25 protein-coding genes are annotated in these 25,497 nt (G+C 58.3%); 21 read left to right on the top strand and 4 right to left on the bottom strand.

The features are described 5' to 3' along the window. Positions 1-174: 174 nt before the first annotated feature. The 21 genes from rpmH to glmS all read left to right on the top strand — a co-directional run bounded on the left by rpmH (position 175) and on the right by glmS (position 20,436). Positions 175-309 carry a 50S ribosomal protein L34 gene (rpmH, locus tag PMI34_RS27780; RefSeq protein ID WP_003213577.1) on the top strand — a complete coding sequence of 45 codons (135 nt, stop codon included), beginning with the start codon at positions 175-177 and terminating at the stop codon, positions 307-309. A gap of 16 nt (positions 310-325) precedes the next feature. Next, on the top strand, positions 326-727 hold the full coding sequence (rnpA, locus tag PMI34_RS27775; RefSeq protein WP_033063215.1) for a ribonuclease P protein component: 402 nt from the start codon (positions 326-328) through the stop codon (positions 725-727). Then, a complete protein-coding gene (yidD, locus tag PMI34_RS27770) occupies positions 720-965 on the top strand; it encodes a membrane protein insertion efficiency factor YidD (protein ID WP_010565858.1) in 246 nt (81 codons plus the stop codon). Before rnpA ends, yidD begins: the two co-directional genes overlap by 8 nt. Positions 966-967: 2 nt before the next feature. After that, positions 968-2,647 (top strand): membrane protein insertase YidC, encoded by a 1,680-nt coding sequence (yidC, locus tag PMI34_RS25980; protein ID WP_008045694.1) that lies wholly within the window; start codon positions 968-970, stop codon positions 2,645-2,647. Between the two features lie 79 nt (positions 2,648-2,726). Next, the gene (mnmE, locus tag PMI34_RS25985) at positions 2,727-4,097 is read left to right on the top strand and encodes a tRNA uridine-5-carboxymethylaminomethyl(34) synthesis GTPase MnmE (RefSeq protein ID WP_008045692.1); all 1,371 of its coding nucleotides are present in this window, start codon (positions 2,727-2,729) and stop codon (positions 4,095-4,097) included. A 550-nt stretch (positions 4,098-4,647) separates the two neighbouring features. Next, positions 4,648-6,546 (top strand): tRNA uridine-5-carboxymethylaminomethyl(34) synthesis enzyme MnmG, encoded by a 1,899-nt coding sequence (gene mnmG, locus PMI34_RS25990; RefSeq protein WP_008045689.1) that lies wholly within the window; start codon positions 4,648-4,650, stop codon positions 6,544-6,546. Next, positions 6,543-7,187, top strand: a complete 645-nt coding sequence (rsmG, locus tag PMI34_RS25995) for a 16S rRNA (guanine(527)-N(7))-methyltransferase RsmG (RefSeq protein WP_007969895.1) — start codon at positions 6,543-6,545, stop codon at positions 7,185-7,187. Before mnmG ends, rsmG begins: the two co-directional genes overlap by 4 nt. Before the next feature lie 18 nt (positions 7,188-7,205). Next, positions 7,206-8,003 (top strand): ParA family protein, encoded by a 798-nt coding sequence (locus PMI34_RS26000; RefSeq protein ID WP_007969897.1) that lies wholly within the window; start codon positions 7,206-7,208, stop codon positions 8,001-8,003. A gap of 9 nt (positions 8,004-8,012) precedes the next feature. Next, the gene (locus PMI34_RS26005; protein WP_008045687.1) at positions 8,013-8,885 is read left to right on the top strand and encodes a ParB/RepB/Spo0J family partition protein; all 873 of its coding nucleotides are present in this window, start codon (positions 8,013-8,015) and stop codon (positions 8,883-8,885) included. Between the two features lie 148 nt (positions 8,886-9,033). Beyond that, positions 9,034-9,441 (top strand): F0F1 ATP synthase subunit I, encoded by a 408-nt coding sequence (locus PMI34_RS26010; RefSeq protein WP_008045685.1) that lies wholly within the window; start codon positions 9,034-9,036, stop codon positions 9,439-9,441. A gap of 16 nt (positions 9,442-9,457) precedes the next feature. Beyond that, complete coding sequence (gene atpB / locus PMI34_RS26015) at positions 9,458-10,327, top strand: F0F1 ATP synthase subunit A (RefSeq protein ID WP_008045684.1); 870 nt, start codon at positions 9,458-9,460, stop codon at positions 10,325-10,327. Between the two features lie 133 nt (positions 10,328-10,460). Next, positions 10,461-10,718: a F0F1 ATP synthase subunit C gene (atpE, locus tag PMI34_RS26020; RefSeq protein ID WP_003097235.1), complete on the top strand. Its 258-nt coding sequence runs from the start codon at positions 10,461-10,463 to the stop codon at positions 10,716-10,718. Positions 10,719-10,776: 58 nt separating this feature from the next. Then, on the top strand, positions 10,777-11,247 hold the full coding sequence (locus PMI34_RS26025; protein ID WP_008045681.1) for a F0F1 ATP synthase subunit B: 471 nt from the start codon (positions 10,777-10,779) through the stop codon (positions 11,245-11,247). A gap of 12 nt (positions 11,248-11,259) precedes the next feature. Continuing rightward, positions 11,260-11,796: a F0F1 ATP synthase subunit delta gene (locus tag PMI34_RS26030; RefSeq protein ID WP_008045680.1), complete on the top strand. Its 537-nt coding sequence runs from the start codon at positions 11,260-11,262 to the stop codon at positions 11,794-11,796. Positions 11,797-11,817: 21 nt separating this feature from the next. Further along, positions 11,818-13,362, top strand: coding sequence for a F0F1 ATP synthase subunit alpha (gene atpA / locus PMI34_RS26035; protein WP_008045678.1), 1,545 nt, complete (start codon positions 11,818-11,820; stop codon positions 13,360-13,362). Between the two features lie 50 nt (positions 13,363-13,412). Further along, positions 13,413-14,273: a F0F1 ATP synthase subunit gamma gene (atpG, locus tag PMI34_RS26040; RefSeq protein WP_008045673.1), complete on the top strand. Its 861-nt coding sequence runs from the start codon at positions 13,413-13,415 to the stop codon at positions 14,271-14,273. 27 nt (positions 14,274-14,300) lie between these two features. Continuing rightward, the gene (gene atpD, locus PMI34_RS26045; RefSeq protein ID WP_008045671.1) at positions 14,301-15,680 is read left to right on the top strand and encodes a F0F1 ATP synthase subunit beta; all 1,380 of its coding nucleotides are present in this window, start codon (positions 14,301-14,303) and stop codon (positions 15,678-15,680) included. A 45-nt stretch (positions 15,681-15,725) separates the two neighbouring features. Next, a complete protein-coding gene (locus PMI34_RS26050; RefSeq protein WP_007969909.1) occupies positions 15,726-16,151 on the top strand; it encodes a F0F1 ATP synthase subunit epsilon in 426 nt (141 codons plus the stop codon). Positions 16,152-16,264: 113 nt separating this feature from the next. Beyond that, positions 16,265-17,632 carry a bifunctional UDP-N-acetylglucosamine diphosphorylase/glucosamine-1-phosphate N-acetyltransferase GlmU gene (gene glmU / locus PMI34_RS26055; RefSeq protein ID WP_081498020.1) on the top strand — a complete coding sequence of 456 codons (1,368 nt, stop codon included), beginning with the start codon at positions 16,265-16,267 and terminating at the stop codon, positions 17,630-17,632. A 193-nt stretch (positions 17,633-17,825) separates the two neighbouring features. Continuing rightward, on the top strand, positions 17,826-18,602 hold the full coding sequence (locus PMI34_RS26060; protein ID WP_008045667.1) for a DeoR/GlpR family DNA-binding transcription regulator: 777 nt from the start codon (positions 17,826-17,828) through the stop codon (positions 18,600-18,602). Between the two features lies 1 nt (position 18,603). After that, positions 18,604-20,436: a glutamine--fructose-6-phosphate transaminase (isomerizing) gene (gene glmS, locus PMI34_RS26065; protein WP_008045665.1), complete on the top strand. Its 1,833-nt coding sequence runs from the start codon at positions 18,604-18,606 to the stop codon at positions 20,434-20,436. 46 nt (positions 20,437-20,482) lie between these two features. On the opposite strand, the gene PMI34_RS26070 is transcribed toward glmS, so the two are convergent. Genes PMI34_RS26070 through PMI34_RS26085 form a run of 4 tightly spaced genes read right to left on the bottom strand, consistent with a single transcriptional unit; the run spans position 20,483 to position 25,292 of the window. Further along, entirely contained in the window at positions 20,483-21,508 is a 1,026-nt protein-coding gene (locus PMI34_RS26070; RefSeq protein ID WP_008045663.1) for a DUF2955 domain-containing protein, read from the bottom strand. Then, the gene (locus PMI34_RS26075) at positions 21,498-22,616 is read right to left on the bottom strand and encodes an HlyD family secretion protein (protein WP_008045661.1); all 1,119 of its coding nucleotides are present in this window, start codon (positions 22,614-22,616) and stop codon (positions 21,498-21,500) included. The genes PMI34_RS26070 and PMI34_RS26075 overlap by 11 nt, the downstream gene beginning before the upstream one ends. Beyond that, positions 22,609-24,120 carry an efflux transporter outer membrane subunit gene (locus PMI34_RS26080; protein ID WP_008045658.1) on the bottom strand — a complete coding sequence of 504 codons (1,512 nt, stop codon included), beginning with the start codon at positions 24,118-24,120 and terminating at the stop codon, positions 22,609-22,611. Before PMI34_RS26080 ends, PMI34_RS26075 begins: the two co-directional genes overlap by 8 nt. A 14-nt stretch (positions 24,121-24,134) precedes the next feature. Further along, positions 24,135-25,292 (bottom strand): AI-2E family transporter, encoded by a 1,158-nt coding sequence (locus PMI34_RS26085; protein WP_008045656.1) that lies wholly within the window; start codon positions 25,290-25,292, stop codon positions 24,135-24,137. Positions 25,293-25,497 lie beyond the last annotated feature (205 nt).

Below are 25,497 nucleotides of genomic sequence, written 5' to 3'. Positions count from 1 at the left end.
TCCTTTCTTATTTTTATATCTACGCAAGGTGCGAACACCGAAAAACCTCTGGAGATCTATTTATAAGGAAACGCTGGTTGGAAATTGACCTGAAGGCTTGCTTTCTCTAGAATCCCCGGTCTCTTAAAACGGGGGCCATTCCGGCCCGTTGTGGACGAACCAGGTAACACGACAATGAAACGTACTTTCCAACCAAGCACTATCAAACGCGCTCGTACCCACGGTTTCCGTGCTCGCATGGCTACCAAGAACGGTCGTGCCGTCCTGTCGCGTCGTCGCGCCAAAGGTCGTGCGCGTCTGGCAGTTTGATAATCCGGCACTGGAGGTGAGTCAGGACTTCAGTCGGGAAAAGCGTCTGCTTACCCCCCGGCATTTCAAGGCAGTCTTTGACTCCCCTACCGGCAAGGTTCCGGGGAAAAATCTCCTGCTCCTTGCGCGCAACAACGATCTTGATCACCCCCGTCTCGGGTTGGTTATCGGGAAAAAGAGCGTAAAGCTCTCCGTCGAGCGCAATCGCCTCAAACGTCTGATGCGCGAATCGTTTCGCCTGAACCAGGATTCTCTGGTCGGCTGGGACATTGTTATCGTCGCGCGCAAAGGTTTGGGTGACGTAGAAAACCCCGAATTGATTCAGCATTTCGGCAAACTCTGGAAACGACTGGCTCGCAGTTCGCCGGTACCAGCAGTCAAAACCGAACCTGTAGGGGTAGACAGTCCGGATGCGTAAACTGGCACTCGTTCCGATCCAGTTTTATCGCTATGCCATTAGTCCCCTGATGGCCGATCACTGTCGTTTCTACCCCAGTTGTTCCTGCTACGCGTTAGAAGCCATCGAAAATCATGGCCTTCTTCGCGGTGGCTGGCTGACCTTTCGTCGTTTAGGTCGCTGTCATCCGTGGAATCCCGGTGGTTATGACCCGGTTCCACCTATCCCTACCTCCCGTTCTTCTTCGATGGCCGAGTAATCATGGATATCAAACGCACGATCCTGATCGTCGCCCTGGCAATCGTGTCCTACGTTATGGTTCTTAAATGGAACCAGGACTATGGCCAGGCTGCCCTGCCGACTCAGAATGTTGCCACCAATACGACTGCATCGGGCCTGCCGGATACGGCATCTGGCTCCAACGCTTCCGCCAGTGACGACATTCCACGTGCTGCAAGCGACACCAGCGCACCTGCCGAAACTCCGGTGGCTGCGAGCAAGGACCTCATCCAGATCAAAACGGATGTACTGGACCTGGCTGTCGACCCACAAGGTGGCGATGTTGCCCAGCTGACCCTGCCGCTGTATCCGCGTCGTCAGGATCACCCGGAAATTCCGTTCCAGTTGTTCGATAACGGCGGTGAACGTACTTATCTGGCGCAAAGCGGTCTGATCGGCACCAACGGTCCGGATGCAAATCCGGCCGGTCGTCCGGTTTATTCCTCGGAGAAGAAGGTTTATCAGCTGGCTGACGGTCAAGACCAATTGGTCGTGGACCTGAAGTTCAGCAAGGACGGCGTCAACTACATCAAGCGTTTCACCCTGAAACGCGGCTTGTACGACGTAACCGTTTCCTACCTGATCGACAACCAGAGCGCCCAGCCCTGGACCGGTGCGATGTTCGCCCAGTTGAAGCGCGACGCCAGCGCCGATCCTTCGTCGACCACGGCTACCGGCACCGCGACTTACCTGGGCGCCGCCCTGTGGACAAGTTCCGAGCCGTACAAGAAAGTGTCCATGAAGGACATGGACAAGGCGCCGGTTAAAGAAACCGTCACTGGCGGTTGGGTTGCCTGGTTGCAGCACTACTTCGTGACCGCATGGATTCCGGCCAAGGGCGAAAACAACGTCGTCCAGACCCGTAAAGACAGCAAAGGCAACTACATCATCGGCTACACCGGTCCATCGATGAGTGTTGCGCCAGGTGCCAAGGCTGAGACCAGCGCCGTTCTGTACGCCGGTCCTAAAAGCCAGGCCGTGCTCAAAGAGTTGTCCCCAGGTCTGGAACTGACCGTCGACTACGGCATTCTGTGGTTCATCGCCCAACCGATCTTCTGGTTGCTGCAACACATCCACGCCATTGTGGGTAACTGGGGCTGGTCGATCATCTTCCTGACCATGCTGATCAAAGGGATCTTCTTCCCGCTGTCGGCTGCCAGCTACAAATCCATGGCGCGCATGCGTGCAGTGGCACCAAAACTGGCCGCGCTGAAAGAGCAACATGGCGATGACCGGCAGAAAATGTCGCAAGCCATGATGGAGCTGTACAAGAAAGAGAAGATCAATCCGCTGGGTGGTTGCTTGCCAATCCTCGTGCAGATGCCGGTTTTCCTCTCGCTGTACTGGGTTCTGCTGGAAAGCGTCGAGATGCGTCAGGCGCCGTTCATGCTGTGGATTACTGACCTGTCGATCAAGGATCCGTTCTTCATTCTGCCGATCATCATGGGTGCAACCATGTTCATCCAGCAGCAGTTGAACCCGACTCCTCCGGATCCGATGCAGGCCAAGGTGATGAAGCTGATGCCGATCATCTTCACCTTCTTCTTCCTGTGGTTCCCGGCGGGTCTGGTGCTGTACTGGGTAGTGAACAACTGCCTGTCGATCGCCCAACAGTGGTACATCACACGTAAAATCGAAGCGGCCGCTAAAGCAGCTGCCTGATTTACACTGTGGATAACCACTCAAAACGCCCCCTAGTGGGGCGTTTTGCTATCTGTCACTTTTGTCTGGATACCGGTTTATGAGCGTTCCTCGTGAAACCATCGCAGCCGTCGCCACCGCTCAAGGTCGCGGCGGTGTAGGCATCGTGCGTATTTCCGGGCCGTTGGCCAGCGTTGCGGCCAAGGCCTTCAGCGGTCGCGAGCTCAAGCCGCGATTTGCTCACTACGGTCCGTTTTTCAGTGAAAACGACGAGGTGCTGGATCAGGGCATTGCCTTGTATTTCCCCGGCCCGAACTCGTTCACAGGCGAAGATGTGCTGGAACTGCAAGGCCATGGCGGTCCAATCGTTCTGGATATGCTGCTCAAGCGCTGCCTGGAACTGGGTTGCCGTCTCGCCAGGCCGGGGGAATTCAGTGAGCGTGCCTTCCTCAATGACAAACTCGACCTCGCCCAAGCCGAAGCCATCGCCGACCTGATTGAAGCCAGTTCTGCCCAGGCTGCGCGAAACGCGTTGCGCTCCCTGCAGGGCGCTTTCTCGACACGTGTGCATAACCTCACCGAACAATTGATCGGCCTGCGGATCTATGTCGAAGCGGCCATCGATTTTCCGGAAGAGGAAATCGACTTCCTCGCCGATGGCCACGTCCTGAGCATGCTCGACAAGGTGCGCGACGAGTTATCCACCGTCATCCGCGAAGCCGGGCAGGGCGCCTTGCTGCGTGACGGCATGACCGTGGTCATTGCCGGTCGTCCGAATGCCGGTAAATCCAGCCTGCTCAATGCCCTGGCCGGGCGTGAAGCGGCGATCGTGACCGAAATTGCCGGCACCACCCGTGACGTGCTTCGTGAACATATCCACATCGATGGCATGCCTCTGCACGCGGTGGATACCGCCGGCCTGCGCGATACCGATGATCATGTTGAAAAAATCGGCGTCGAGCGTGCCTTGAAAGCCATCGGCGAAGCGGATCGGGTATTGCTGGTGGTCGATGCCACGGCACCGGAAGCCCTCGATCCTTTCGCACTCTGGCCGGAGTTTCTGGAGATCCGTCCCGATCCCGCGAAAGTCACCCTGATCCGCAACAAGGCCGACCTTACGGGCGAAGCCATTGCCCTGGAAGTCAGCGAGGACGGCCATGTCACCTTGAGTTTGAGCGCCAAGTCCGGCGGTGCCGGGCTGGACCTGCTGCGTGAACACCTCAAGGCTTGCATGGGCTATGAACAAACCTCCGAAAGCAGCTTCAGCGCTCGCCGGCGACACCTTGAGGCGCTACGTCATGCCAGTGCCGCCCTCGAGCATGGCCGTGCCCAATTGACCCTGGCCGGTGCTGGAGAGTTGTTGGCCGAAGATTTGCGCCAGGCTCAGCAGTCACTGGGGGAAATCACTGGTGCTTTCAGCTCTGACGATCTGCTGGGGCGAATTTTCTCCAGCTTCTGTATCGGTAAATAGCCCTCCTGTTATTAACAGACAGGCCATTCGTGCCTGTCTGCTCCCTCCTTTTATGAAAAAAACCTCCAGTGCCGAGCGGACTTCGTCTGCTTGAGCGCAAATCCTGTGCCCGAATTTCGAGCAAACGGCGCTTTTCTGTGGATTAAGCCCTGTGAATAACCGCAGCTAAGGTCAGTTGATAACAGGGCTCGAAAACTGAACATAACCGCCTCTGTGGATAACCACCCCTTTCATCCACAGGCTTACACCGGTTATCCAAGGGCCTCATAGGCACATGACCACAGGGTTTTGAATCTCTGTACACATTGAATACAAAGGGCTGTATCAATCTATCCACAGAAAGGAAGGTGCATAGAAATAAACATAAAAACAAAGATTTAATAAATTTCTTTCTTTTTAATTTCTATAACTCCGACTTTTCCACAGCTGGTTAAATTTTGTGCAAAGGGTTCTTTAGGAAGGGCGAAGTCCCTATACTTGTCGACCAGGTCCAAAAACCTGAGCTCAAACTATTCCTGAATTACCTACTTAAGCAGGCACGAGGTGCGTGGTGGATTTCCCTTCCCGTTTTGAAGTGATCGTCATCGGCGGCGGTCATGCCGGTACCGAGGCAGCACTGGCCTCAGCACGTATGGGGGTTAAAACCCTGTTGCTGACGCATAACGTGGAAACCCTCGGTGCCATGAGTTGCAACCCGGCCATTGGCGGGATCGGCAAAAGCCACCTGGTCAAGGAAATCGACGCCCTCGGCGGCGCTATGGCCATGGCCACCGATAAAGGCGGAATCCAGTTTCGCGTGTTGAACAGCCGCAAAGGCCCGGCCGTGCGAGCAACCCGCGCGCAGGCAGACAGGGTTCTGTACAAGGCCGCTGTCCGCGAAATCCTGGAGAACCAGCCGAACCTGTGGATATTTCAACAGGCCGCTGACGACCTGATCGTCGAGCAGGAACAAGTCCGTGGTGTTGTCACGCAAATGGGTCTGCGTTTCCTCGCCGATTCCGTGGTGTTGACCACCGGTACGTTCCTCGGTGGACTTATCCACATCGGGTTGCAGAATTTTTCCGGCGGTCGCGCCGGTGATCCGCCATCGATCGCGCTGGCTCACCGTCTGCGTGAACTGCCATTGCGTGTGGGTCGTTTGAAAACCGGTACTCCGCCGCGTATCGACGGCCGGTCTGTGGATTTCTCGGTGATGTCCGAACAACCGGGCGATACGCCGATCCCGGTGATGTCGTTCATGGGCAACAAGGAACAGCATCCACAGCAGGTCAGTTGCTGGATTACCCATACGAATGCGCGGACCCACGAAATCATTGCCGCGAACCTCGACCGTTCGCCGATGTATTCCGCTGCCGGTGAGATCGAAGGCATCGGCCCGCGCTATTGCCCGTCGATCGAAGACAAGATCCATCGCTTTGCCGACAAGGAAAGCCATCAGGTGTTCATCGAACCGGAAGGTTTGACCACCCATGAGCTGTATCCGAACGGGATATCCACAAGCTTGCCGTTCGACGTGCAATTGCAGATCGTGCAATCGATCCGCGGCATGGAAAACGCGCACATCGTGCGTCCGGGCTATGCCATCGAATACGACTACTTCGATCCACGAGATCTGAAATACAGCCTGGAAACCAAAGTCATCGGCGGCCTGTTCTTCGCCGGGCAAATCAACGGCACAACCGGTTACGAAGAAGCCGGTGCCCAGGGTTTGCTCGCCGGGACCAACGCCGCACTGCGTGCACAAGGCAAAGAGGCCTGGTGCCCGCGTCGCGACGAGGCCTATATCGGTGTGTTGGTCGATGACCTGATTACCCTTGGTACCCAGGAGCCTTACCGGATGTTCACATCCCGCGCCGAATACCGTCTGATCCTGCGCGAAGACAACGCCGACCTGCGCCTGACCGAAAAAGGTCGCGAACTGGGCCTGGTGGATGATGTGCGCTGGGCGGCTTTCTGCAAAAAACGTGAAAGCATCGAACTGGAAGAGCAGCGCCTGAAAAGCACCTGGGTTCGCCCGGGCACCGAACAGGGCGATGCCATTGCCGAAAAATTCGGCACGCCACTGACTCACGAATACAACCTGCTGAATCTCTTGAGCCGTCCGGAAATCGACTACGCTGGTCTGATCGCCGTGACCGGTGGGGGCGCGGAAGATCCACAAGTCGCCGAACAGGTCGAAATCAAGACCAAGTACGCCGGCTACATCGATCGTCAACAGGATGAAATCGCCCGCTTGCGCGCCAGCGAAGACACCAAATTGCCTGTGGATATCGATTACACGAATATTTCCGGTCTCTCCAAAGAGATCCAGAGCAAGCTCGGTACGACCCGCCCTGAAACCTTGGGCCAGGCTTCGCGTATCCCGGGCGTTACGCCGGCAGCCATTTCGCTGTTGATGATTCATTTGAAAAAACGCGGCGCGGGCCGTCAGTTGGAGCAAAGCGCTTGAGTTCGTTGGTCACTTCGCAACACGCAGAAGAGTTATCCACAGGTGCTCGCCAACTCGGTGTCACGCTGACAGAAACCCAGCACGCACAGTTGCTGGGTTACCTGGCCCTGTTGATCAAATGGAACAAGGCTTACAACCTCACCGCCGTGCGTGATCCGGACGAAATGGTTTCCCGTCACTTGCTCGATAGCCTGAGCGTGATGTCGTTCATCGAAAACGGTCGCTGGCTCGACGTCGGCAGTGGCGGCGGCATGCCTGGCATTCCGCTGGCGATCCTGTTTCCCGAGTCCCAGGTGACCTGCCTGGACAGCAACGGCAAGAAAACCCGCTTCCTGACCCAGGTCAAACTCGAACTCAAACTGGATAACCTGCAAGTTATCCACAGTCGCGTCGAAGCATTCCAGCCTGCCCAGCCGTTCAACGGGATCATTTCCCGGGCGTTCAGCAGCATGGAAAACTTCAGCAACTGGACTCGCCACCTCGGCGATAGCGAAACACGCTGGCTGGCAATGAAGGGCGTTCATCCGGCCGATGAGCTGGTAGCATTGCCGGCAGACTTCCACCTCGATAGCGAACACGCCCTGGCCGTACCTGGTTGCCAAGGCCAACGCCATCTGCTGATACTGCGCCGCACGGCATGATTGGGAACACAAGCAAGAATGGCTAAGGTATTCGCGATTGCGAACCAAAAGGGTGGCGTGGGCAAAACCACCACCTGCATCAACCTCGCAGCATCCCTGGTCGCGACCAAGCGCCGGGTGCTGTTGATCGATCTCGATCCACAGGGCAACGCCACCATGGGTAGCGGTGTGGATAAACATGGCCTGGAAAATTCGGTCTACGACCTGCTGATCGGCGAATGTGATCTGGCCCAGGCCATGCACTTCTCCGAACACGGTGGTTACCAGTTGTTGCCGGCTAACCGCGACCTCACCGCGGCCGAAGTGGTTCTGCTGGAAATGCAGATGAAGGAAAGCCGTCTGCGCAGCGCGCTGGCGCCGATCCGGGAAAACTACGATTACATTTTGATCGACTGCCCGCCGTCGCTGTCGATGCTGACCTTGAACGCACTGGTTGCCGCCGACGGGGTGATTATCCCCATGCAGTGCGAGTACTTCGCACTCGAAGGCTTGAGCGACCTTGTGGATAACATCAAGCGTATCGCTGAACTGCTGAACCCGAACCTCAAGGTCGAAGGCTTGCTGCGTACGATGTACGATCCGCGCCTGAGCCTGATGAACGATGTCTCGGCGCAGCTCAAGGAACACTTCGGCGAGCAGCTCTACGACACCGTTATTCCACGAAACATCCGTCTGGCCGAAGCGCCAAGCTACGGCATGCCGGCGCTGGCGTACGACAAAGCATCGCGAGGCGCCGTTGCCTACCTGGCATTGGCGGGCGAAATGGTTCGTCGTCAACGCAAAAACTCACGCATCGCCGCTGCTCAGGCAACTTAAGGAATCCCCATGGCCGTCAAGAAACGAGGTCTCGGACGTGGACTGGATGCTCTGTTGAGTGGTCCGACTGTCAGCTCGCTGGAAGAACAAGCGGCGCAAGCCGACCAGCGTGAGCTGCAACACCTTCCCCTGGATCTGCTCCAGCGCGGCAAGTACCAGCCGCGTCGTGACATGGATCCGCAGGCGCTCGAAGAGCTGGCGCAGTCGATCAAGGCCCAGGGCGTCATGCAGCCCATCGTGGTTCGCCCGATCGGCAGCGGCCGCTTCGAGATCATTGCCGGCGAACGTCGCTGGCGCGCCAGCCAGCAAGCCGGGCAGGAAACGATCCCGGCGATGGTTCGCGATGTACCCGATGAAACCGCGATCGCCATCGCGCTGATCGAGAACATCCAGCGCGAAGACCTGAATCCGATCGAAGAAGCGGTGGCCCTGCAGCGTTTGCAGCAGGAGTTCCAGCTGACCCAGCAACAGGTGGCCGAAGCCGTGGGCAAGTCCCGGGTGACCGTGGCCAACCTGTTGCGCCTGATTTCCTTGCCGGAAGTCATCAAGACCATGCTGTCCCACGGCGACCTGGAAATGGGTCATGCCCGTGCTTTGCTCGGTTTGCCGGAAATTCAACAGGTTGAAGGGGCGCGACATGTTGTCGCACGCGGGCTGACCGTGCGCCAAACCGAGGCACTGGTTCGCCAGTGGTTGAGTGGCAAACCGGAGCCTGTTGAACCGGCAAAACCGGACCCGGATATCGCCCGTCTCGAACAGCGCCTGGCCGAGCGCCTAGGCTCTGCGGTGCAGATCCGCCACGGTAAGAAGGGTAAAGGGCAGTTGGTGATTGGCTACAACTCACTGGATGAGCTTCAAGGCGTACTTGCACATATCCGCTGAAACATTTCCTCATGTAGCGTGCAGTCGGAAATCACTACCTGACAGTTGAATAGGGGCAGAACCGCCCCTATACTCTGCGCGCATTTTGTCGGCACAAATTATGCCAAGTTATTGAATTTCGGCAGCCGACCATTGGAGAGTAAAAGTGATGGAAACCCGCACGCCAAACCGCCTGCCCTTCCATCGCCTGGCAGTTTTTCCGGTGTTAATGGCTCAATTTGTCGTGTTGCTGATCGCCGCTTTGGCGCTCTGGTACCGATATGGAGTCGTTGCCGGGTACTCGGGACTCTGCGGAGGCCTGATAGCCTTGCTACCCAATGTTTATTTCGCTCACAGGGCATTTCGGTTTTCCGGCGCCCGAGCAGCCCAGTCCATCGTCCGGTCTTTTTATGCCGGCGAGGCAGGCAAACTGATTTTGACGGCAGTGCTGTTTGCACTGGTGTTTGCAGGTGTGAAGCCACTGGCGCCGATTGCAGTATTCGGTGCCTTCGTGCTGACTCAGTCGGTCAGCTGGTTCGCTCCCCTGCTGATGAGAACAAGACTTTCGAGACCTTAGGGCGTTTGAGGCAACCATGGCAGAAACAACCGCTTCGGGCTATATCCAGCACCACTTGCAGAACCTGACCTTCGGTCAGCTCCCTACCGGCGGCTGGGGCTTTGCCCACTCCGCAGCAGAAGCCAAGGAAATGGGCTTTTGGGCTTTCCACGTCGATACTCTCGGCTGGTCGGTCGCATTGGGTCTGATCTTCGTTCTTCTTTTCCGCATGGCGGCAAAGAAAGCGACCTCGGGTCAGCCTGGTGCTTTGCAGAACTTCGTTGAAGTATTGGTCGAATTCGTCGATGGCAGCGTGAAAGACAGCTTCCATGGCCGTAGCCCGGTGATTGCACCGTTGGCACTGACCATCTTCGTCTGGGTGTTCCTGATGAACGCCGTCGACCTGGTACCGGTCGACTGGATTCCTCAATTGGCCATCCTGATCTCCGGCGACCACCACATCCCGTTCCGCGCCGTGTCGACCACCGACCCGAACGCTACTCTGGCCATGGCCTTCACGGTGTTTGCGCTGATCATTTTCTACAGCATCAAGATCAAGGGCCTCGGCGGTTTCATCGGCGAACTGACCCTGCACCCGTTCGGCAGCAAGAACATCTTCGTTCAGGCCCTGCTGATCCCGGTGAACTTCCTGCTGGAATTCGTGACCCTGATCGCCAAGCCGATCTCCCTGGCTCTGCGTCTGTTCGGCAACATGTATGCCGGCGAGCTGGTCTTCATTCTGATTGCTGTGATGTTCGGCAGCGGTCTGCTCTGGCTTAGTGGCCTGGGCGTTGTTCTGCAGTGGGCGTGGGCTGTGTTCCACATCCTGATCATCACCCTGCAGGCGTTCATCTTCATGATGTTGACCATCGTCTACCTGTCGATGGCGCACGAAGAAAACCATTAAGACCAGTCTCGACTAGTCTGATGTCCTTCCCGGTAAAACGGGAAGGTGCTCTTTACGGGGCATCTGAAACGATTTGTTTTACCGCTTTAATCTAAAAAACCTAAACCATACGACGTAAAAGTCGGGAGGAAAGATGGAAACTGTAGTTGGTCTAACCGCTATCGCTGTTGCACTGTTGATCGGCCTGGGCGCACTGGGTACCGCAATTGGTTTCGGCCTGTTGGGCGGCAAGTTCCTGGAAGGCGCAGCGCGTCAGCCAGAAATGGTTCCAATGCTGCAAGTTAAAATGTTCATCGTTGCCGGTCTGCTCGACGCCGTAACCATGATCGGTGTTGGTATCGCTCTGTTCTTCACCTTTGCGAACCCGTTCGTTGGTCAAATCGCTGGCTAATTACTCGGATCTTCCGGGTAATTTGGTGTGATGGACAACGTAACTGCGAGGTGTTGGCGTGAACATTAATGCGACCCTGATTGGCCAGTCCGTTGCGTTCCTGATTTTTGTACTGTTCTGCATGAAGTTCGTATGGCCTCCGGTCATTGCGGCACTGCACGAACGTCAAAAGAAGATCGCTGATGGTCTGGACGCTGCCAGCCGTGCAGCTCGCGACCTGGAGTTGGCCCAAGAGAAAGCGGGTCACCAACTGCGCGAAGCGAAAGCTCAGGCAGCTGAAATCATCGAGCAAGCCAAGAAACGCGGTAACCAGATTGTCGAAGAGGCTGTTGAAAAAGCCCGTGTCGACGCTGACCGTGTGAAGGTTCAGGCTCAGGCCGAGATCGAACAGGAACTGAACAGTGTCAAAGACGCGCTGCGTGCCCAAGTGGGCTTGCTGGCAGTCGGCGGCGCCGAGAAGATCCTGGGTGCCACAATCGATCAAAACGCGCACGCAGAGCTGGTTAACCAACTGGCTGCTGAAATCTAAGCGAGGGCGATCATGGCAGAACTGACCACGTTGGCCCGACCTTACGCTAAGGCGGCCTTCGAGCACGCTCAGGCCCACCAGCAACTGGCCAATTGGTCAGCCATGCTCGGCCTGGCTGCAGCGGTGTCGGAAGACGACACCATGCAGCGCGTGCTCAAGGCCCCGCGACTGACGAGCGCAGAAAAGGCCGCCACGTTCATTGACGTGTGCGGCGACAAGTTTGATGCCAAGGCACAGAACTTCATCCACGTCGTTGCCGAAAACGACCGTCTCCCGCTGTTGCCGGAGATCGCCGCTCTGTTCGACCTGTACAAGGCCGAACAAGAGAAGTCGGTAGACGTTGAAGTCACCAGTGCTTTCGCATTGAACCAAGAACAGCAAGACAAACTCGCCAAGGTTCTCAGTGCACGACTCAACCGGGAAGTGCGCCTGCAAGTTGCGGAGGACGCTGCCCTTATTGGTGGTGTCGTCATCCGCGCCGGCGACCTGGTTATCGATGGCTCGATTCGCGGCAAAATCGCGAAACTTGCCGAAGCATTGAAATCTTGAGTTTGAAGGGGCAGCAGAGCAATGCAGCAACTCAATCCTTCCGAAATAAGTGAAATTATCAAGGGCCGCATCGACAAGCTCGATGTGACCTCCCAAGCCCGTAACGAAGGCACTGTCGTCAGCGTATCTGACGGTATCGTGCGGATTCACGGTCTGGCCGACGTAATGTACGGCGAGATGATCGAGTTTCCGGGCGGCGTCTTCGGTATGGCCCTCAACCTGGAGCAAGACTCCGTAGGTGCCGTTGTATTGGGCGCATACCAGTCTCTGGCTGAAGGCATGAGCGCCAAGTGCACCGGCCGCATCCTGGAAGTTCCGGTTGGTAAGGAACTGCTGGGTCGCGTAGTCGACGCACTGGGTAACCCTGTTGACGGCAAAGGTCCACTGGGCAACACCGAGACCGACGCGGTCGAGAAAGTTGCTCCGGGCGTGATCTGGCGTAAGTCGGTAGACCAGCCTGTACAGACTGGCTACAAGGCTGTCGATGCCATGATCCCTGTCGGCCGTGGCCAGCGTGAGCTGATCATCGGTGACCGTCAGATCGGTAAAACCGCTCTGGCGATCGACGCGATCATCAACCAGAAGAACAGCGGCATCTACTGCGTCTACGTAGCGATCGGTCAGAAACAATCGACCATCGCCAACGTGGTTCGCAAGCTGGAAGAAAACGGCGCCCTGGCCAACACGATCATCGTGGCTGCCAGTGCTTCGGAATCTCCTGCGCTGCAATTCCTGGCACCGTACTCCGGTTGCACCATGGGTGAATTCTTCCGCGACCGCGGTGAAGACGCGCTGATCGTTTATGACGATCTGTCCAAGCAAGCAGTGGCTTACCGCCAGATTTCCCTGCTGCTGCGCCGTCCACCAGGCCGTGAAGCTTACCCAGGCGACGTGTTCTATCTCCACTCCCGTCTGCTGGAGCGCGCATCCCGCGTTTCGGAAGAATACGTAGAGAAGTTCACCAACGGCGCAGTGACCGGCAAAACCGGTTCCCTGACCGCACTGCCGATCATCGAAACCCAGGCTGGCGACGTTTCCGCGTTCGTTCCGACCAACGTGATTTCCATCACCGACGGTCAGATCTTCCTGGAATCGGCCATGTTCAACTCGGGCATCCGCCCTGCAGTGAACGCCGGTGTTTCGGTATCCCGTGTGGGTGGTGCCGCTCAGACCAAGATCATCAAGAAGCTGTCCGGTGGTATCCGTACCGCTCTGGCTCAGTACCGTGAACTGGCGGCATTCGCCCAGTTCGCTTCTGACCTGGACGAAGCGACCCGTAAGCAACTTGAGCATGGTCAGCGCGTTACCGAGCTGATGAAGCAGAAGCAATACGCACCAATGTCGATCGCTGACATGGCGCTGTCGCTGTATGCCGCTGAGCGTGGGTTCCTGACTGACGTTGAAATCGCCAAGATCGGCAGCTTCGAGCAAGCGCTGATTGCTTTCTTCAACCGCGATCACGCCGATTTGATGGCGAAGATCAACGTGAAAGGTGACTTCAATGACGAAATCGACGCTGGCATGAAAGCCGGTATCGAGAAGTTCAAGGCCACCCAAACCTGGTAAGCCGCAGCGGGAGCCGCAAGGCTCCCGCTTGCTAACCTGATAGGTGTTACATGGCAGGCGCAAAAGAGATTCGCAGTAAGATTGCGAGCATCAAAAGCACGCAAAAGATTACCAGCGCCATGGAAAAAGTGGCGGTCAGCAAAATGCGCAAGGCACAAATGCGCATGGCTGCTAGCCGTCCTTATGCGGAGCGTATCCGCCAGGTAATTGGGCATCTGGCCAACGCCAACCCGGAATACCGCCACCCGTTCATGATCGACCGCGAAATCAAGCGTGTCGGTTATGTCGTAGTGAGCAGTGACCGTGGTCTGTGCGGCGGCTTGAACACCAACCTGTTCAAGGCCCTGGTCAAGGACATGGCGGTAAACCGCGAAAACGGCGTCGAGATCGATCTGTGTGTCGTTGGTAGCAAGGGTGCGGCCTTTTTCCGTAACTTCGGCGGTAACGTCGTTGCAGCTATCAGCCACCTGGGTGAAGAGCCGTCGATCAATGATCTGATCGGCAGCGTCAAGGTGATGCTGGATGCCTACCTGGACGGCCGTATTGACCGCCTGTCCGTGGTGTCCAACAAGTTCATCAACACCATGACGCAACAGCCTACCGTGGAGCAGTTGATTCCACTGGTGGCAACCCCGGATCAAGACCTCAAGCACCACTGGGACTATCTCTACGAACCGGATGCCAAGGAGCTGCTGGACGGCTTGATGGTCCGTTACGTGGAGTCGCAGGTCTACCAGGCGGTGGTCGAGAACAACGCGGCTGAACAAGCTGCGCGGATGATCGCGATGAAGAACGCTACCGACAACGCCGGTGATTTGATCAGCGATTTGCAGCTGGTCTACAACAAGGCGCGTCAGGCTGCGATCACCCAAGAGATCTCGGAAATCGTCGGCGGCGCTGCCGCGGTTTAACGGTTCAAATATTCAGAGGATCCAGCTATGAGTAGCGGACGTATCGTTCAAATCATCGGCGCCGTTATCGACGTGGAATTTCCACGCGACAGCGTACCGAGCATCTACAACGCGCTGACTGTACAAAGCGCGGCCGGGACCACCCTGGAAGTTCAGCAGCAGCTGGGCGACGGCGTGGTTCGTACCATTGCGATGGGTTCCACCGAAGGCTTGAAGCGCGGTCTGGACGTTGTCGACTCTGGCGCAGCCATCTCCGTACCGGTCGGTAAAGCGACTCTGGGCCGGATCATGGACGTTCTGGGCAACCCGATCGACGAAGCTGGTCCTATCGCCACTGAAGAGCGTTGGGGCATTCACCGTCCAGCGCCTTCGTTCGCTGAACAGGCAGGCGGCAACGACCTGCTGGAAACCGGCATCAAGGTTATCGACCTGGTTTGCCCGTTCGCCAAAGGCGGTAAAGTCGGTCTGTTCGGTGGTGCCGGTGTAGGCAAGACCGTAAACATGATGGAACTGATCCGTAACATCGCCATCGAACACAGCGGTTATTCCGTGTTCGCCGGTGTGGGTGAGCGTACTCGTGAGGGTAACGACTTCTACCACGAGATGAAGGACTCCAACGTTCTGGACAAAGTGGCACTGGTTTACGGTCAGATGAACGAGCCGCCGGGAAACCGTCTGCGCGTAGCACTGACTGGCCTGACCATGGCCGAGAAGTTCCGTGACGAAGGTAACGACGTTCTGCTGTTCGTCGACAACATCTACCGTTACACCCTGGCCGGTACTGAAGTATCCGCACTGCTGGGCCGTATGCCTTCCGCAGTAGGCTACCAGCCGACCCTGGCTGAAGAGATGGGCGTTCTGCAAGAACGTATCACTTCGACCAAGGAAGGTTCGATCACTTCGATCCAGGCGGTATACGTACCTGCGGATGACTTGACCGACCCGTCGCCAGCGACCACCTTCGCCCACTTGGACGCTACCGTCGTTCTGTCCCGTGACATCGCTTCCCTGGGTATCTACCCGGCGGTCGATCCACTCGACTCGACTTCGCGCCAGCTGGACCCGAACGTGATCGGCCAGGACCACTACGACACCGCTCGCGGCGTTCAGTACGTTCTGCAGCGTTACAAAGAACTGAAGGACATCATTGCGATCCTGGGTATGGACGAGCTGTCGGAAGCCGACAAGCAGTTGGTAAACCGTGCTCGTAAGATCCAGCGCTTCTTGTCGCAGCCGTTCTTCGTGGCTGAAGTCTTCACCGGTGCATCGGGTAAATACGTTTCCCTGAAAGACACCATTGCTGGCTTCAAAGGCATCCTCAACGGTGACTACGACCACCTGCCAGAACAAGCGTTCTACATGGTTGGCGGCATCGAAGAAGCGATCGAGAAAGCCAAGAAACTGTAATCCCGGCGCCCGGCAACGGGCGCTAATTTAGGTTGAGGCAATCAGATGGCTATGACAGTCCATTGCGATATCGTCAGCGCGGAAGGAGAAATCTTTTCCGGTCTGGTCGAGATGGTGATTGCGCACGGTGCACTGGGTGATCTTGGTATCGCTCTGGGTCACGCGCCGCTGATCACTAATCTGAAGCCAGGTCCGATCCGCCTGGTCAAGCAGGGCGGGGAAGAGGAGGTGTATTACATCTCCGGTGGTTTCCTCGAAGTGCAGCCGAACATGGTCAAGGTTCTTGCCGACACCGTGCAACGTGCTGCCGACCTGGACGAAGCCTCCGCTCAGGAAGCCGTCAAGGCTGCCGAGAAGGCACTGCATGAGCGGGGCGCGGAATTCGATTACGGTTCTGCTGCCGCACGTCTGGCCGAGGCTGCAGCTCAGCTGCGCACCGTCCAGCAGATCCGCAAGAAGTTCGGCCACTAAGGCAGCACTTGTTGTGTGATTGATTAAAAAGGGTAGCCTCGGCTACCCTTTTTTCTTTTCCGACTTTTACAACCTGGTCGCAGCCGCTGACCACCCAGGATTGGTAGCCAGTCATGTCTCTTGAAATCGTAATTCTCGCTGCCGGCCAAGGTACGCGCATGCGTTCCGCTTTGCCGAAAGTCTTGCACCCGATTGCCGGTAACTCCATGCTCGGCCATGTTATCCACAGCGCCCGGCAACTTGATCCACAGCGCATCCACGTCGTGATCGGTCACGGCGCCGATGCCGTGCGCGAACGCCTGGCGGCGGATGACCTGAACTTCGTCCTGCAGGATAAACAGCTGGGTACCGGTCACGCCGTTGCTCAAGCAGTGCCGTTCATTCAGGCCGACACCGTGCTGGTGCTCTACGGTGACGTGCCGTTGATTGAAATCGAAACCCTGCAGCGCCTGCTCAAGCTTGTCGTGCCAGGGCAAATGGGTCTGCTCACTGTCGAACTGGACGACGCGACCGGTTACGGTCGAATTGTTCGCGGCACTGATGGCAAGGTCTCTGCCATCGTCGAGCACAAGGACGCCACCGAAGCTCAACGCGCCATCAACGAAGGCAACACCGGTATTCTTGCAGTCCCGGCGGATCGCCTGGCTGACTGGACCGGTCGCCTGTCAAACAACAACGTTCAGGGTGAGTATTATCTGACCGACGTGATCGAAATGGCGGTCAAGGACGGTCTGGTGGTGGCCACTGAGCAACCGCACGACGCGATGGAAGTGCAGGGCGCAAACGACCGCAAGCAACTTTCCGAGCTTGAGCGTCACTTTCAATTACGCGCTGGTCGCCGCTTGATGGCCCAAGGTGTAACACTGCGCGACCCGGCGCGTTTCGATGTGCGCGGTGAAGTCACCGTAGGCCGCGATGTGCTGATCGATATCAACGTCATCCTCGAAGGCAAAGTCGTCATCGAAGACGACGTGGTGATCGGTCCGAACTGCGTAATCAAGGACAGCACCCTGCGCAAAGGCGTGGTCATCAAGGCCAACAGCCATATCGAAGGTGCCATTCTGGGTGAAGGCAGCGATGCCGGCCCGTTTGCACGTCTGCGTCCAGGCTCCGTGCTGGAAGCGCGAGCCCATGTGGGTAACTTCGTCGAGTTGAAAAACGCTCACCTGGGCGAAGGTGCCAAGGCCGGTCACCTGACTTATCTGGGTGATGCCGAAGTGGGCGCGCGCACCAACATCGGTGCTGGCACCATCACCTGCAACTACGACGGTGCCAACAAATGGAAAACCGTGCTGGGTGAAGACGTGTTCATCGGTTCCAACAACTCGTTGGTAGCGCCTGTGGATATCCTGGACGGTGCGACCACGGCGGCCGGTTCGACCATTACCTCGACTGTGGATAAATCCCAGCTGGCCATCGGGCGTGCTCGTCAGAAGAACATCGATGGCTGGAAGCGGCCTGAGAAAATCAAGAAGGGCTGAGTTGTCCACAGGTGAGTGATCGTCTGAAGTTATTCACAGGCTGATCTTTTGTATTCGCGGGCAAGCCGGAGCGGCGATCCGACTTGCCCGCGTTGCTTTATCCACAGCTCTTTTTATCGCTTGGCGCTTGACGAAGTTTCGCTGATAGGTTTTGATTGCTTCCGTTATCTTTCGAAACGAAACTTATCAACTCATGTCGAAGCGTAATACACCTCAGCGTCGTCACAACATCCTCGCCTTGCTCAATGAGCAGGGCGAAGTCAGTGTGGATGAGTTGGCCAAGCGCTTCGAAACGTCGGAAGTTACGATTCGCAAGGATCTGGCGGCGCTTGAAAGCAATGGTCTGTTGCTGCGTCGTTACGGCGGAGCGATCACCATGCCTCAGGAACTGGTCGCGGACCTGGGTCAGCCGGTTTCCAAGTACAAGAAAGCCATCGCCCGTGCCGCCGTCGCGCGGATTCGCGAGCATGCGCGGATCATTATCGACAGTGGCAGTACCACCGCCTCCATGATCCCTGAACTCGGCCAACAACCCGGCCTGGTGGTGATGACCAACTCGCTGCATGTCGCCAATGCCCTGAGCGAACTTGAGCACGAGCCGGTTCTGTTGATGACCGGTGGCACCTGGGATCCGCATTCCGAGTCCTTTCAGGGGCAGGTCGCCGAGCAGGTACTTCGCTCCTACGACTTCGACCAGCTGTTCATCGGTGCCGATGGCATCGATCTGGTTCGCGGTACAACCACCTTCAACGAACTGCTCGGGCTGAGCCGGGTCATGGCCGAAGTCGCCCGTGAAGTGATCGTGATGGTGGAGGCTGACAAGATCGGCCGCAAGATTCCCAACCTGGAGCTGCCCTGGAGCAGTGTCCATACCCTTATTACCGATGAACGCCTGCCATCAGAGGCTCGCGATCAGATTCAGGCCCGCGGCATCACTTTGATCTGCGCGGCTGTCAGTCAGGAGAAATAGCATGTGTGGAATTGTCGGCGCAGTCGCAGAACGTAACATCACCGCCATCCTGGTCGAAGGCCTGAAGCGTCTGGAATACCGTGGGTATGACAGTGCCGGCGTGGCGGTCTACACCAACGACGAAAAACTCGAGCGTGTGCGTCGTCCGGGCAAAGTCAGTGAGCTGGAACAAGCACTGGCCGCCGAGCCACTGCTCGGGCGTCTGGGCATTGCCCACACCCGCTGGGCTACTCACGGTGCGCCGTGCGAGCGCAATGCCCACCCGCATTTCTCCGGCGACCTGGCGGTGGTGCATAACGGCATCATCGAGAACCACGAGGCCCTGCGTGAACAACTCAAGGCCCTGGGTTATGTGTTCACCTCGGACACCGACACTGAAGTCATCGCTCACCTGCTGAACCACAAACTCAAGGATCTGAGCGACCTGACCGTGGCCCTCAAGGCAACCGTCAAAGAACTGCACGGCGCTTATGGCCTGGCAGTGATCAGCATGAAGCAACCTGATCGCCTGGTCGCAGCCCGCAGCGGTAGCCCGCTGGTGATCGGCCTGGGCCTGGGGGAAAACTTCCTGGCGTCCGACCAGTTGGCCCTGCGTCAGGTCACCGATCGCTTCATGTACCTGGAAGAAGGCGATATCGCCGAAATCCGCCGCGACAGCGTGCAGATCTGGGACGTTGACGGCAAGGCCGTCGAGCGCGAAGCCGTGCAGTATCGCGACGGTGCCGAAGCCGCTGAAAAGGGCGAGTTCCGCCACTTCATGCTCAAGGAAATCCACGAGCAACCGTCCGTGGTGCAGCGCACCCTGGAAGGTCGCCTGAGCCAGAACCAGGTACTGGTACAGGCATTCGGCCCACAGGCTGCCGAGCTGTTCGCCAAAGTGCGTAACGTACAGATCGTTGCGTGCGGCACCAGCTACCACGCCGGCATGGTCGCGCGTTACTGGCTCGAAGAACTGGCCGGCATTCCTTGCCAGGTCGAAGTTGCCAGTGAATTCCGCTACCGCAAGGTGGTGGTGCAGCCGGACACCTTGTTCGTGAGCATTTCCCAGTCCGGCGAAACCGCCGACACCCTGGCCGCGCTGCGCAACGCCAAGGAACTGGGCTACCTCGCCAGCCTGGCGATCTGCAACGTCGGTATCAGCTCGCTGGTGCGTGAGTCCGATCTGACCCTGTTGACCCAGGCCGGTCGCGAAATCGGTGTGGCTTCGACCAAGGCCTTCACCACGCAGTTGGTTGGCCTGTTGTTGCTGACGCTTTCCCTGGGGCAGGTTCGTGGCAGCTTGGCCGAAGGTGTCGAAGCAACGCTGGTCGAAGAACTGCGTCGTTTGCCGACCCGTCTGGGCGAAGCGCTGGCCATGGACAGCACCGTGGAAAAAATCTCCGAGCTGTTCGCCGAGAAACACCACACGCTGTTCCTCGGCCGTGGCGCGCAGTTCCCGGTGGCGATGGAAGGGGCGCTCAAGCTCAAGGAAATCTCCTACATCCACGCCGAAGCCTATCCAGCCGGCGAGCTGAAACACGGCCCGTTGGCGCTTGTGGATAACGACATGCCAGTGGTGACCGTGGCGCCGAATAACGAGCTGCTGGAGAAGTTGAAGTCCAACCTCCAGGAAGTCCGCGCCCGTGGTGGCCAGTTAATCGTTTTCGCTGACGAGAAGGCCGGCATGACCAACGGCGAAGGCACTCACGTGGTGCACATGCCGCACATCCACGACATCCTGTCGCCGATTCTCTATACCATCCCGCTGCAACTGCTGTCGTACTACGTCGCCGTACTCAAGGGCACCGACGTTGACCAGCCGCGCAACCTGGCGAAATCGGTCACTGTGGAATAAGTTATCCACAGATGAAAAACCCCCTTCTCAGGGGGTTTTTCTGTTTCTAGGCGGTCGTCATTCGACGCTGGCGCCGCGTGTCCAGCAGATGGACCATGGCGCAGGCGTACAAGGTCACCAGGATGAACAGGCCCATGCGGATGGCGAAGGCTGTGTAGACATCTTTGCCCGCGGCACTGTCCTGCACGGATTGGCCGAGCAGAATGATCAGGGTCGCCAGGCTGTTGAGCCAGAAACTCGGTGGTTGTCGGGTCCGGGCCAGGCCATAGAGTTTTCTGGCCACCAGCAAACCGAACAGCAACATCCACAGAAAGAACATCCACAGGTTGACGAACAGGCTCAGCGCGCACCAGAAAAAAATCGCCATCAGGCCGCCGAGCAGGGTCGAGCCGAGCAATTCCTGGCCGGCGCTGCGGGCGCTGGTTGCGCAGCTCTGTTGGCCGAGGCTGACGGCTTTCATGATGATCGGGAGGTAGCTGGCCGGGTCGATCATGGCCAGCAGGAAAGTTGGCAGCACCACCAGCGTGGCCCGGAGCGCCAGCCAACTGCTTTCGGTTGGGGTAAGGCTCGGGCCGGGTTTGGCCGCAGGGGCGTTGGCGGGGTCGGGAAACAGCCAATGGCTGATGGTCAGCGTGGTGACGGCCAGGAACAGGCCCTTGACCAGGGCCACGATCACCTCAAGCGCCAGGGCGAATTCAGCGGTTCCCGCCGAGCTGATCAAGGTCAGGCCCACCACCAGGAAGGTCGCCACCAGCGGGTTGCCGCCGCGCAGGCCATAACCAAAGGCCAGGAACAGACACAGTCCGACCAGCAACACGCCACTGAACGGGTAGTAACGCAGCAGGGGAATGAGCAGCAGGCCGGTCCCGGTGGTCAGCATAAGGATCAGGATCAGACCCAGGCTGGCCTTGAACGGCAACGGTCGGTTCATCGCCGCCAGCATCATCAGCGCCAGCATCGGCGCGAGGAACGGGATGGGCAGGGCCAGACCAAAGCTCGCCGCCAGGCACAGCGCCGTGCCGAAGCTCAGGCGCAGGGCGCGCTGAACCCGGGCCGGGCGCTCAATACGCATAGGACATCCAGCTCATCAGGCGCAGGAACAGGCGACCGGGAATATTCAGCGGATTACCTTCACCCGGGAACGCCATGACTTCGGCCTGCCCGCCGGCCCGGATGCCTTGCGGGCTGGTCAACTCACCGGGCTCGAACTCGATGATGACCGGAAATCGCTGGGCAGGGCGCAGCCAATCCCGACTGTTCTCCACTTTCGGCAGGCTGCCCGGCTGGGTGGTCTGGCCGACATCAACGCCATAGCCGACGCTGCGCACATGGCCTTTGAAGATTCTCCCCGGCAGGGCGTCGAGGACGATGGACACCGGCGTCCCGGGCTGGACGCTTCCCAGGTTGTTTTCGGTCATGTCGGCGCTGATCCACACGTCGTGGATGGCGATCAGGGTCATCACCGGCGCACCGGCGGCGGCGAACTGGCCGACATCCGTGCGCAAATCGGTGATCAGGCCGGCCGAGCGCGCGTGGACTTTGGTATTGCTCAAGTCCAGCTCGGCTTTTTCAAGGTTGCTGGCGGCGCTGAGCAACTGGGCGTTTTCTGATTCGTTACCGCCCTGTTGTTCCCGTGCCCGTTGCACTTCGGCCTTGGCTGCAGCGACCTGGCTGATGGACTCTTCGAGGGTGGCGCGGGAAATCTCCAGGCGTCGCAGCGAGATGGTGCCCGGGTCTTCGCGGTACAGGCGTTCCAGTCGCTGGATGTCCTGGCGGGCCTTGAGCTCGTTGGCCTGGGATGCACGCAGGGACGCTTGCTTGGAGTCGACGCCGGCGGTGTTGGCGCCCACCTGGCGACGGGTCGATTCAAGGTCGGCGCGGGCGCGATCGACGGCGATCTGGTACTGCTCCGGGTTGACTTCAAACAGCAATTCGCCGGCCTTCACGTCCTGGTTGTTGCGCACATGCACCTTGGTCACCCGGCCGGATACCTCGGCGGCCACCGGCACAATGAAGGCCTGCACCCGTGCCTGTTGCGTGTAGGGCGTGTAACGGTCGGCCATCAGGTACCAGACCAGGCTCAGGATGATCAGCAGCACCACCCAATTGATCGCTTTTTTCGCAGGGTCGGCGGCGGGTGCCGGGGCTTTCTCGTCGACCGGTTGTTGGCTGTCAGTCATGGGCACTTTCCTTCGGTTCGTCGAGCAAATCGCCCCAATCGGTCCGTTCTTGCATTTGTTTGCGTGTGGCCGGGTCGACCATCGGCTGGTCGCTGTACCAGCCTCCGCCCAAGGCCTTGTACAGGGCGATCAGGCTGTTGACGGCGGTGCCACGGTTGACCAGGTAGATATCCTGTTGGGCAAACAGGGCCCGCTGGGCATCCAGTACACGTTGGAAATCCGAATAGCCCTCGCGGTATTGGGCGTTGGCCAGGGTCACCGATCGTTCGGCGGCCACCGATGCATCGCTGAGGATCTGGTCGCGCTCCAGCGCCTTGATCAAGCCGGTCGCGGCATCGTCGGCCTCGCGTGCAGCCTGGCGCACGCTGTCCTGGTAGATAACGATCAATTGCTGCAAGCGGGCATCCTGCACGCGGACGTTGTTGGTGATCCGGCCATGGTCGAAGATATCCCAGCGCAGACTGGGGCCGGCCACCAGGTCGAGGGTATTGGACGCACCATTGAGCGAGCTGGCGGACCAGACGATGCTGCCCAGCAGACTGATGGAGGGATAGAGGTCGGTCTCGGCCACGCCGATCAATGCCGACTGCGCCGCCACTTGCAGCTCGGCAGCGCGAACATCGGGGCGCCGCACCAACAGGTTGGCAGGCACATCCTGCAAGACCGCGGTATCGAGCAGAGGCACCACCCCGGTGTAGCGATCAAGATCAGGGATTGTGCCGGGAGGCTGGCCGATCAGGGTGGACAACGCATTGCGCAAGCTCGCCACCTGGCTTTCGAAATCAGGGATGGTACTGAGGGTGCCCAGGTACTGGGTTTTGGCTTGTTGCAGATCGAGTTCGGCTTCGGCTCCGCTGTTGAACAGGCGCTCGGTGATCTCGTAGCTGCGTTTTTGCAATTTGGCGTTGCTGCGGGCAATGGCCAGGCGCGCCTCGGCGGTGCGCAAGGCGTAGTAGTTTTGCGCCAGCTGCGCGTGCAACAGCACCAAGGCATTTTCATAGTTGGCCTGGGCGGCAAACCAGGAGGCGTCGGCCGACTCGATGGCACGGCTGAAACGCCCCCAGAAATCCAGCTCCCAGCCGATATCGAAGCCGACGCTGTGTTGCCAGAAATGCGTGTCCTGGGGGTTAGTACCGCCCGACTGTCGACGGTTCAGGTACAGGCTGTCGGCACTGGCCTGCTGCAATTGCGGGTAGCGTCCACTCAGGGCGATACCCAATTGTGCCCGGGACTCCATGACCCGCAGGCCAGCGACGTGCAGGTCGGGGTTGTGGGCATCGGCTTCGGCCATCAAATGGTCCAGCACCGGGTCGTTGAACACGCGCCACCATTGGCGGCTGTCAGGTTGTGCGTGTTGTTGGCCGGCGATTTCCAGGGCAGGGGTGTTCCAGTGGTCGACCCAGGGCTGGGCCGGCGACTGGAAATCCGGGCCCAGTTGCACACAGCCCCCCAGAACGACGGTGCCACAGAGCAGAAGCCGGCTGATGCGAGCAGGGCGTGGCATCAAGCGCAAACTCCTCAAACAGGACGCTGGTCGTTCATTGCCTCTATCTTCGGTGTCTCGTTCACAGCCTCGATCTCGGGTGTCTCGTTCATTGCCTCGACAGTCGGTTGGTCCTGGACCCACTGCCAGAACAGTTGGTAGCCCACCGCCAGTGCAACCGGACCGATGAACAAACCGATGAAGCCGCCACTGACCATGCCACCTAGGGCGCCTATCAGAATCACCGGCATGGGGACATCGACGCCGCGGCCAAGCATCAACGGTTTGAGGACGTTGTCGGCCATCCCGGCGATTAGGCTATAGATGCCAAACACAACAGTGGCCAGGCTCGTCCCTTCGGTGGCGAAGACATAAGCGATCACCGGAAGGGTCACCAGCAGCACCGGCAATTGCATGATCCCCATCAGCAGCGCAACCATCGCCAGCAAGCCGGCACCGGGGACACCCATGAGCACGAAACCCACACCAACCAGCAACATCTGAATGAACGCGATGCCTACCACGCCCTGGGCCACCGCGCGGATGGTTGCGGTGCAGAGCTCGGTGATACGTGGGCCACGCTCCGGTCCGGAAAGGCGCGAGGTGATGGCCAGGGCGCTTCTTTCGCCGTTTTCGCCATAGGCCATGAACACGCCGGCAATGATCAGGGCGCCGATGAACAACAGAAAACCCACACCAACGTCAGCCATTTTGCCCAACAAGGTCAGGCCGATTGACTTGATATAGGGCATCAGCTTCATGAACACGCTGCTCATGTTGGTGGCGGCCTGCATCCAGTAGTCATAGAGCGGCTGGCCAATAAGCGGCAGGGACGCGATTTTTTCGCTGGGTAGCGGAATCTGCAGCGAATCGGACTTGAGGATAGCCAGGGTGCCCTGGATCGACTCACTGATCGAGGTGCCCAGCAGGTAGATCGGCACCATCAGCAAGGCCAGGGCGACTACCACGATCAGGGTGGCGGCACGACCGTCCTTGTTGACCACCTTGCGCTTGATCAGCGCATGCAGGGGATACAGCGTGATGGCCAGAATCAGTGCCCAGAGCATGAGGTTGAGGAAGGGGTGGAAGATCTGGAAGCAGAACAGTACCAGCACCGTAATGAGCCCGGCGCGTATCAGTACATCGAGCAAACCACCGGACAGTGCTCTAGCGGAAATGTTAGTGCGCAACATTTTCGAACTCCTTGCGGTGTCACCAGGTTAGCCAGCCAGTTGAAGTTCACTCTTCCCTACCCGTAAATCTTGAACGCAGGATCGATGGTCCGTCGTCCAGGCGTTAACAACTAACGCCTTCTTTCAGGTAGGGAAAATTCAACGAGGTACCTACTAAAACTCAATAGGTAACAGGGTGGCTTGTAGTATAGGAGCAGTCGAATAT

It is taken from the genome of Pseudomonas sp. GM74 (assembly GCF_000282455.1).
GTDB lineage: Bacteria > Pseudomonadota > Gammaproteobacteria > Pseudomonadales > Pseudomonadaceae > Aquipseudomonas.
Note: the sequence above shows the minus strand (reverse complement) of the source record. Positions and strands in the feature narration are given on the sequence as shown.

Coding starts and splice junctions, on each gene's coding strand:
- rpmH (WP_003213577.1), top strand. CDS start 175: ATGAAACGTACTTTCCAACCAAGCACTATCAAACGCGCTCGTACCCAC.
- yidD (WP_010565858.1), top strand. CDS start 720: ATGCGTAAACTGGCACTCGTTCCGATCCAGTTTTATCGCTATGCCATT.
- yidC (WP_008045694.1), top strand. CDS start 968: ATGGATATCAAACGCACGATCCTGATCGTCGCCCTGGCAATCGTGTCC.
- mnmE (WP_008045692.1), top strand. CDS start 2,727: ATGAGCGTTCCTCGTGAAACCATCGCAGCCGTCGCCACCGCTCAAGGT.
- PMI34_RS26000 (WP_007969897.1), top strand. CDS start 7,206: ATGGCTAAGGTATTCGCGATTGCGAACCAAAAGGGTGGCGTGGGCAAA.
- PMI34_RS26005 (WP_008045687.1), top strand. CDS start 8,013: ATGGCCGTCAAGAAACGAGGTCTCGGACGTGGACTGGATGCTCTGTTG.
- PMI34_RS26010 (WP_008045685.1), top strand. CDS start 9,034: ATGGAAACCCGCACGCCAAACCGCCTGCCCTTCCATCGCCTGGCAGTT.
- atpB (WP_008045684.1), top strand. CDS start 9,458: ATGGCAGAAACAACCGCTTCGGGCTATATCCAGCACCACTTGCAGAAC.
- atpE (WP_003097235.1), top strand. CDS start 10,461: ATGGAAACTGTAGTTGGTCTAACCGCTATCGCTGTTGCACTGTTGATC.
- PMI34_RS26030 (WP_008045680.1), top strand. CDS start 11,260: ATGGCAGAACTGACCACGTTGGCCCGACCTTACGCTAAGGCGGCCTTC.
- atpA (WP_008045678.1), top strand. CDS start 11,818: ATGCAGCAACTCAATCCTTCCGAAATAAGTGAAATTATCAAGGGCCGC.
- atpG (WP_008045673.1), top strand. CDS start 13,413: ATGGCAGGCGCAAAAGAGATTCGCAGTAAGATTGCGAGCATCAAAAGC.
- atpD (WP_008045671.1), top strand. CDS start 14,301: ATGAGTAGCGGACGTATCGTTCAAATCATCGGCGCCGTTATCGACGTG.
- PMI34_RS26050 (WP_007969909.1), top strand. CDS start 15,726: ATGGCTATGACAGTCCATTGCGATATCGTCAGCGCGGAAGGAGAAATC.
- glmU (WP_081498020.1), top strand. CDS start 16,265: ATGTCTCTTGAAATCGTAATTCTCGCTGCCGGCCAAGGTACGCGCATG.
- PMI34_RS26060 (WP_008045667.1), top strand. CDS start 17,826: ATGTCGAAGCGTAATACACCTCAGCGTCGTCACAACATCCTCGCCTTG.
- glmS (WP_008045665.1), top strand. CDS start 18,604: ATGTGTGGAATTGTCGGCGCAGTCGCAGAACGTAACATCACCGCCATC.
- PMI34_RS26070 (WP_008045663.1), bottom strand. CDS start 21,508: ATGCGTATTGAGCGCCCGGCCCGGGTTCAGCGCGCCCTGCGCCTGAGC.
- PMI34_RS26075 (WP_008045661.1), bottom strand. CDS start 22,616: ATGACTGACAGCCAACAACCGGTCGACGAGAAAGCCCCGGCACCCGCC.
- PMI34_RS26080 (WP_008045658.1), bottom strand. CDS start 24,120: ATGCCACGCCCTGCTCGCATCAGCCGGCTTCTGCTCTGTGGCACCGTC.
- PMI34_RS26085 (WP_008045656.1), bottom strand. CDS start 25,292: ATGTTGCGCACTAACATTTCCGCTAGAGCACTGTCCGGTGGTTTGCTC.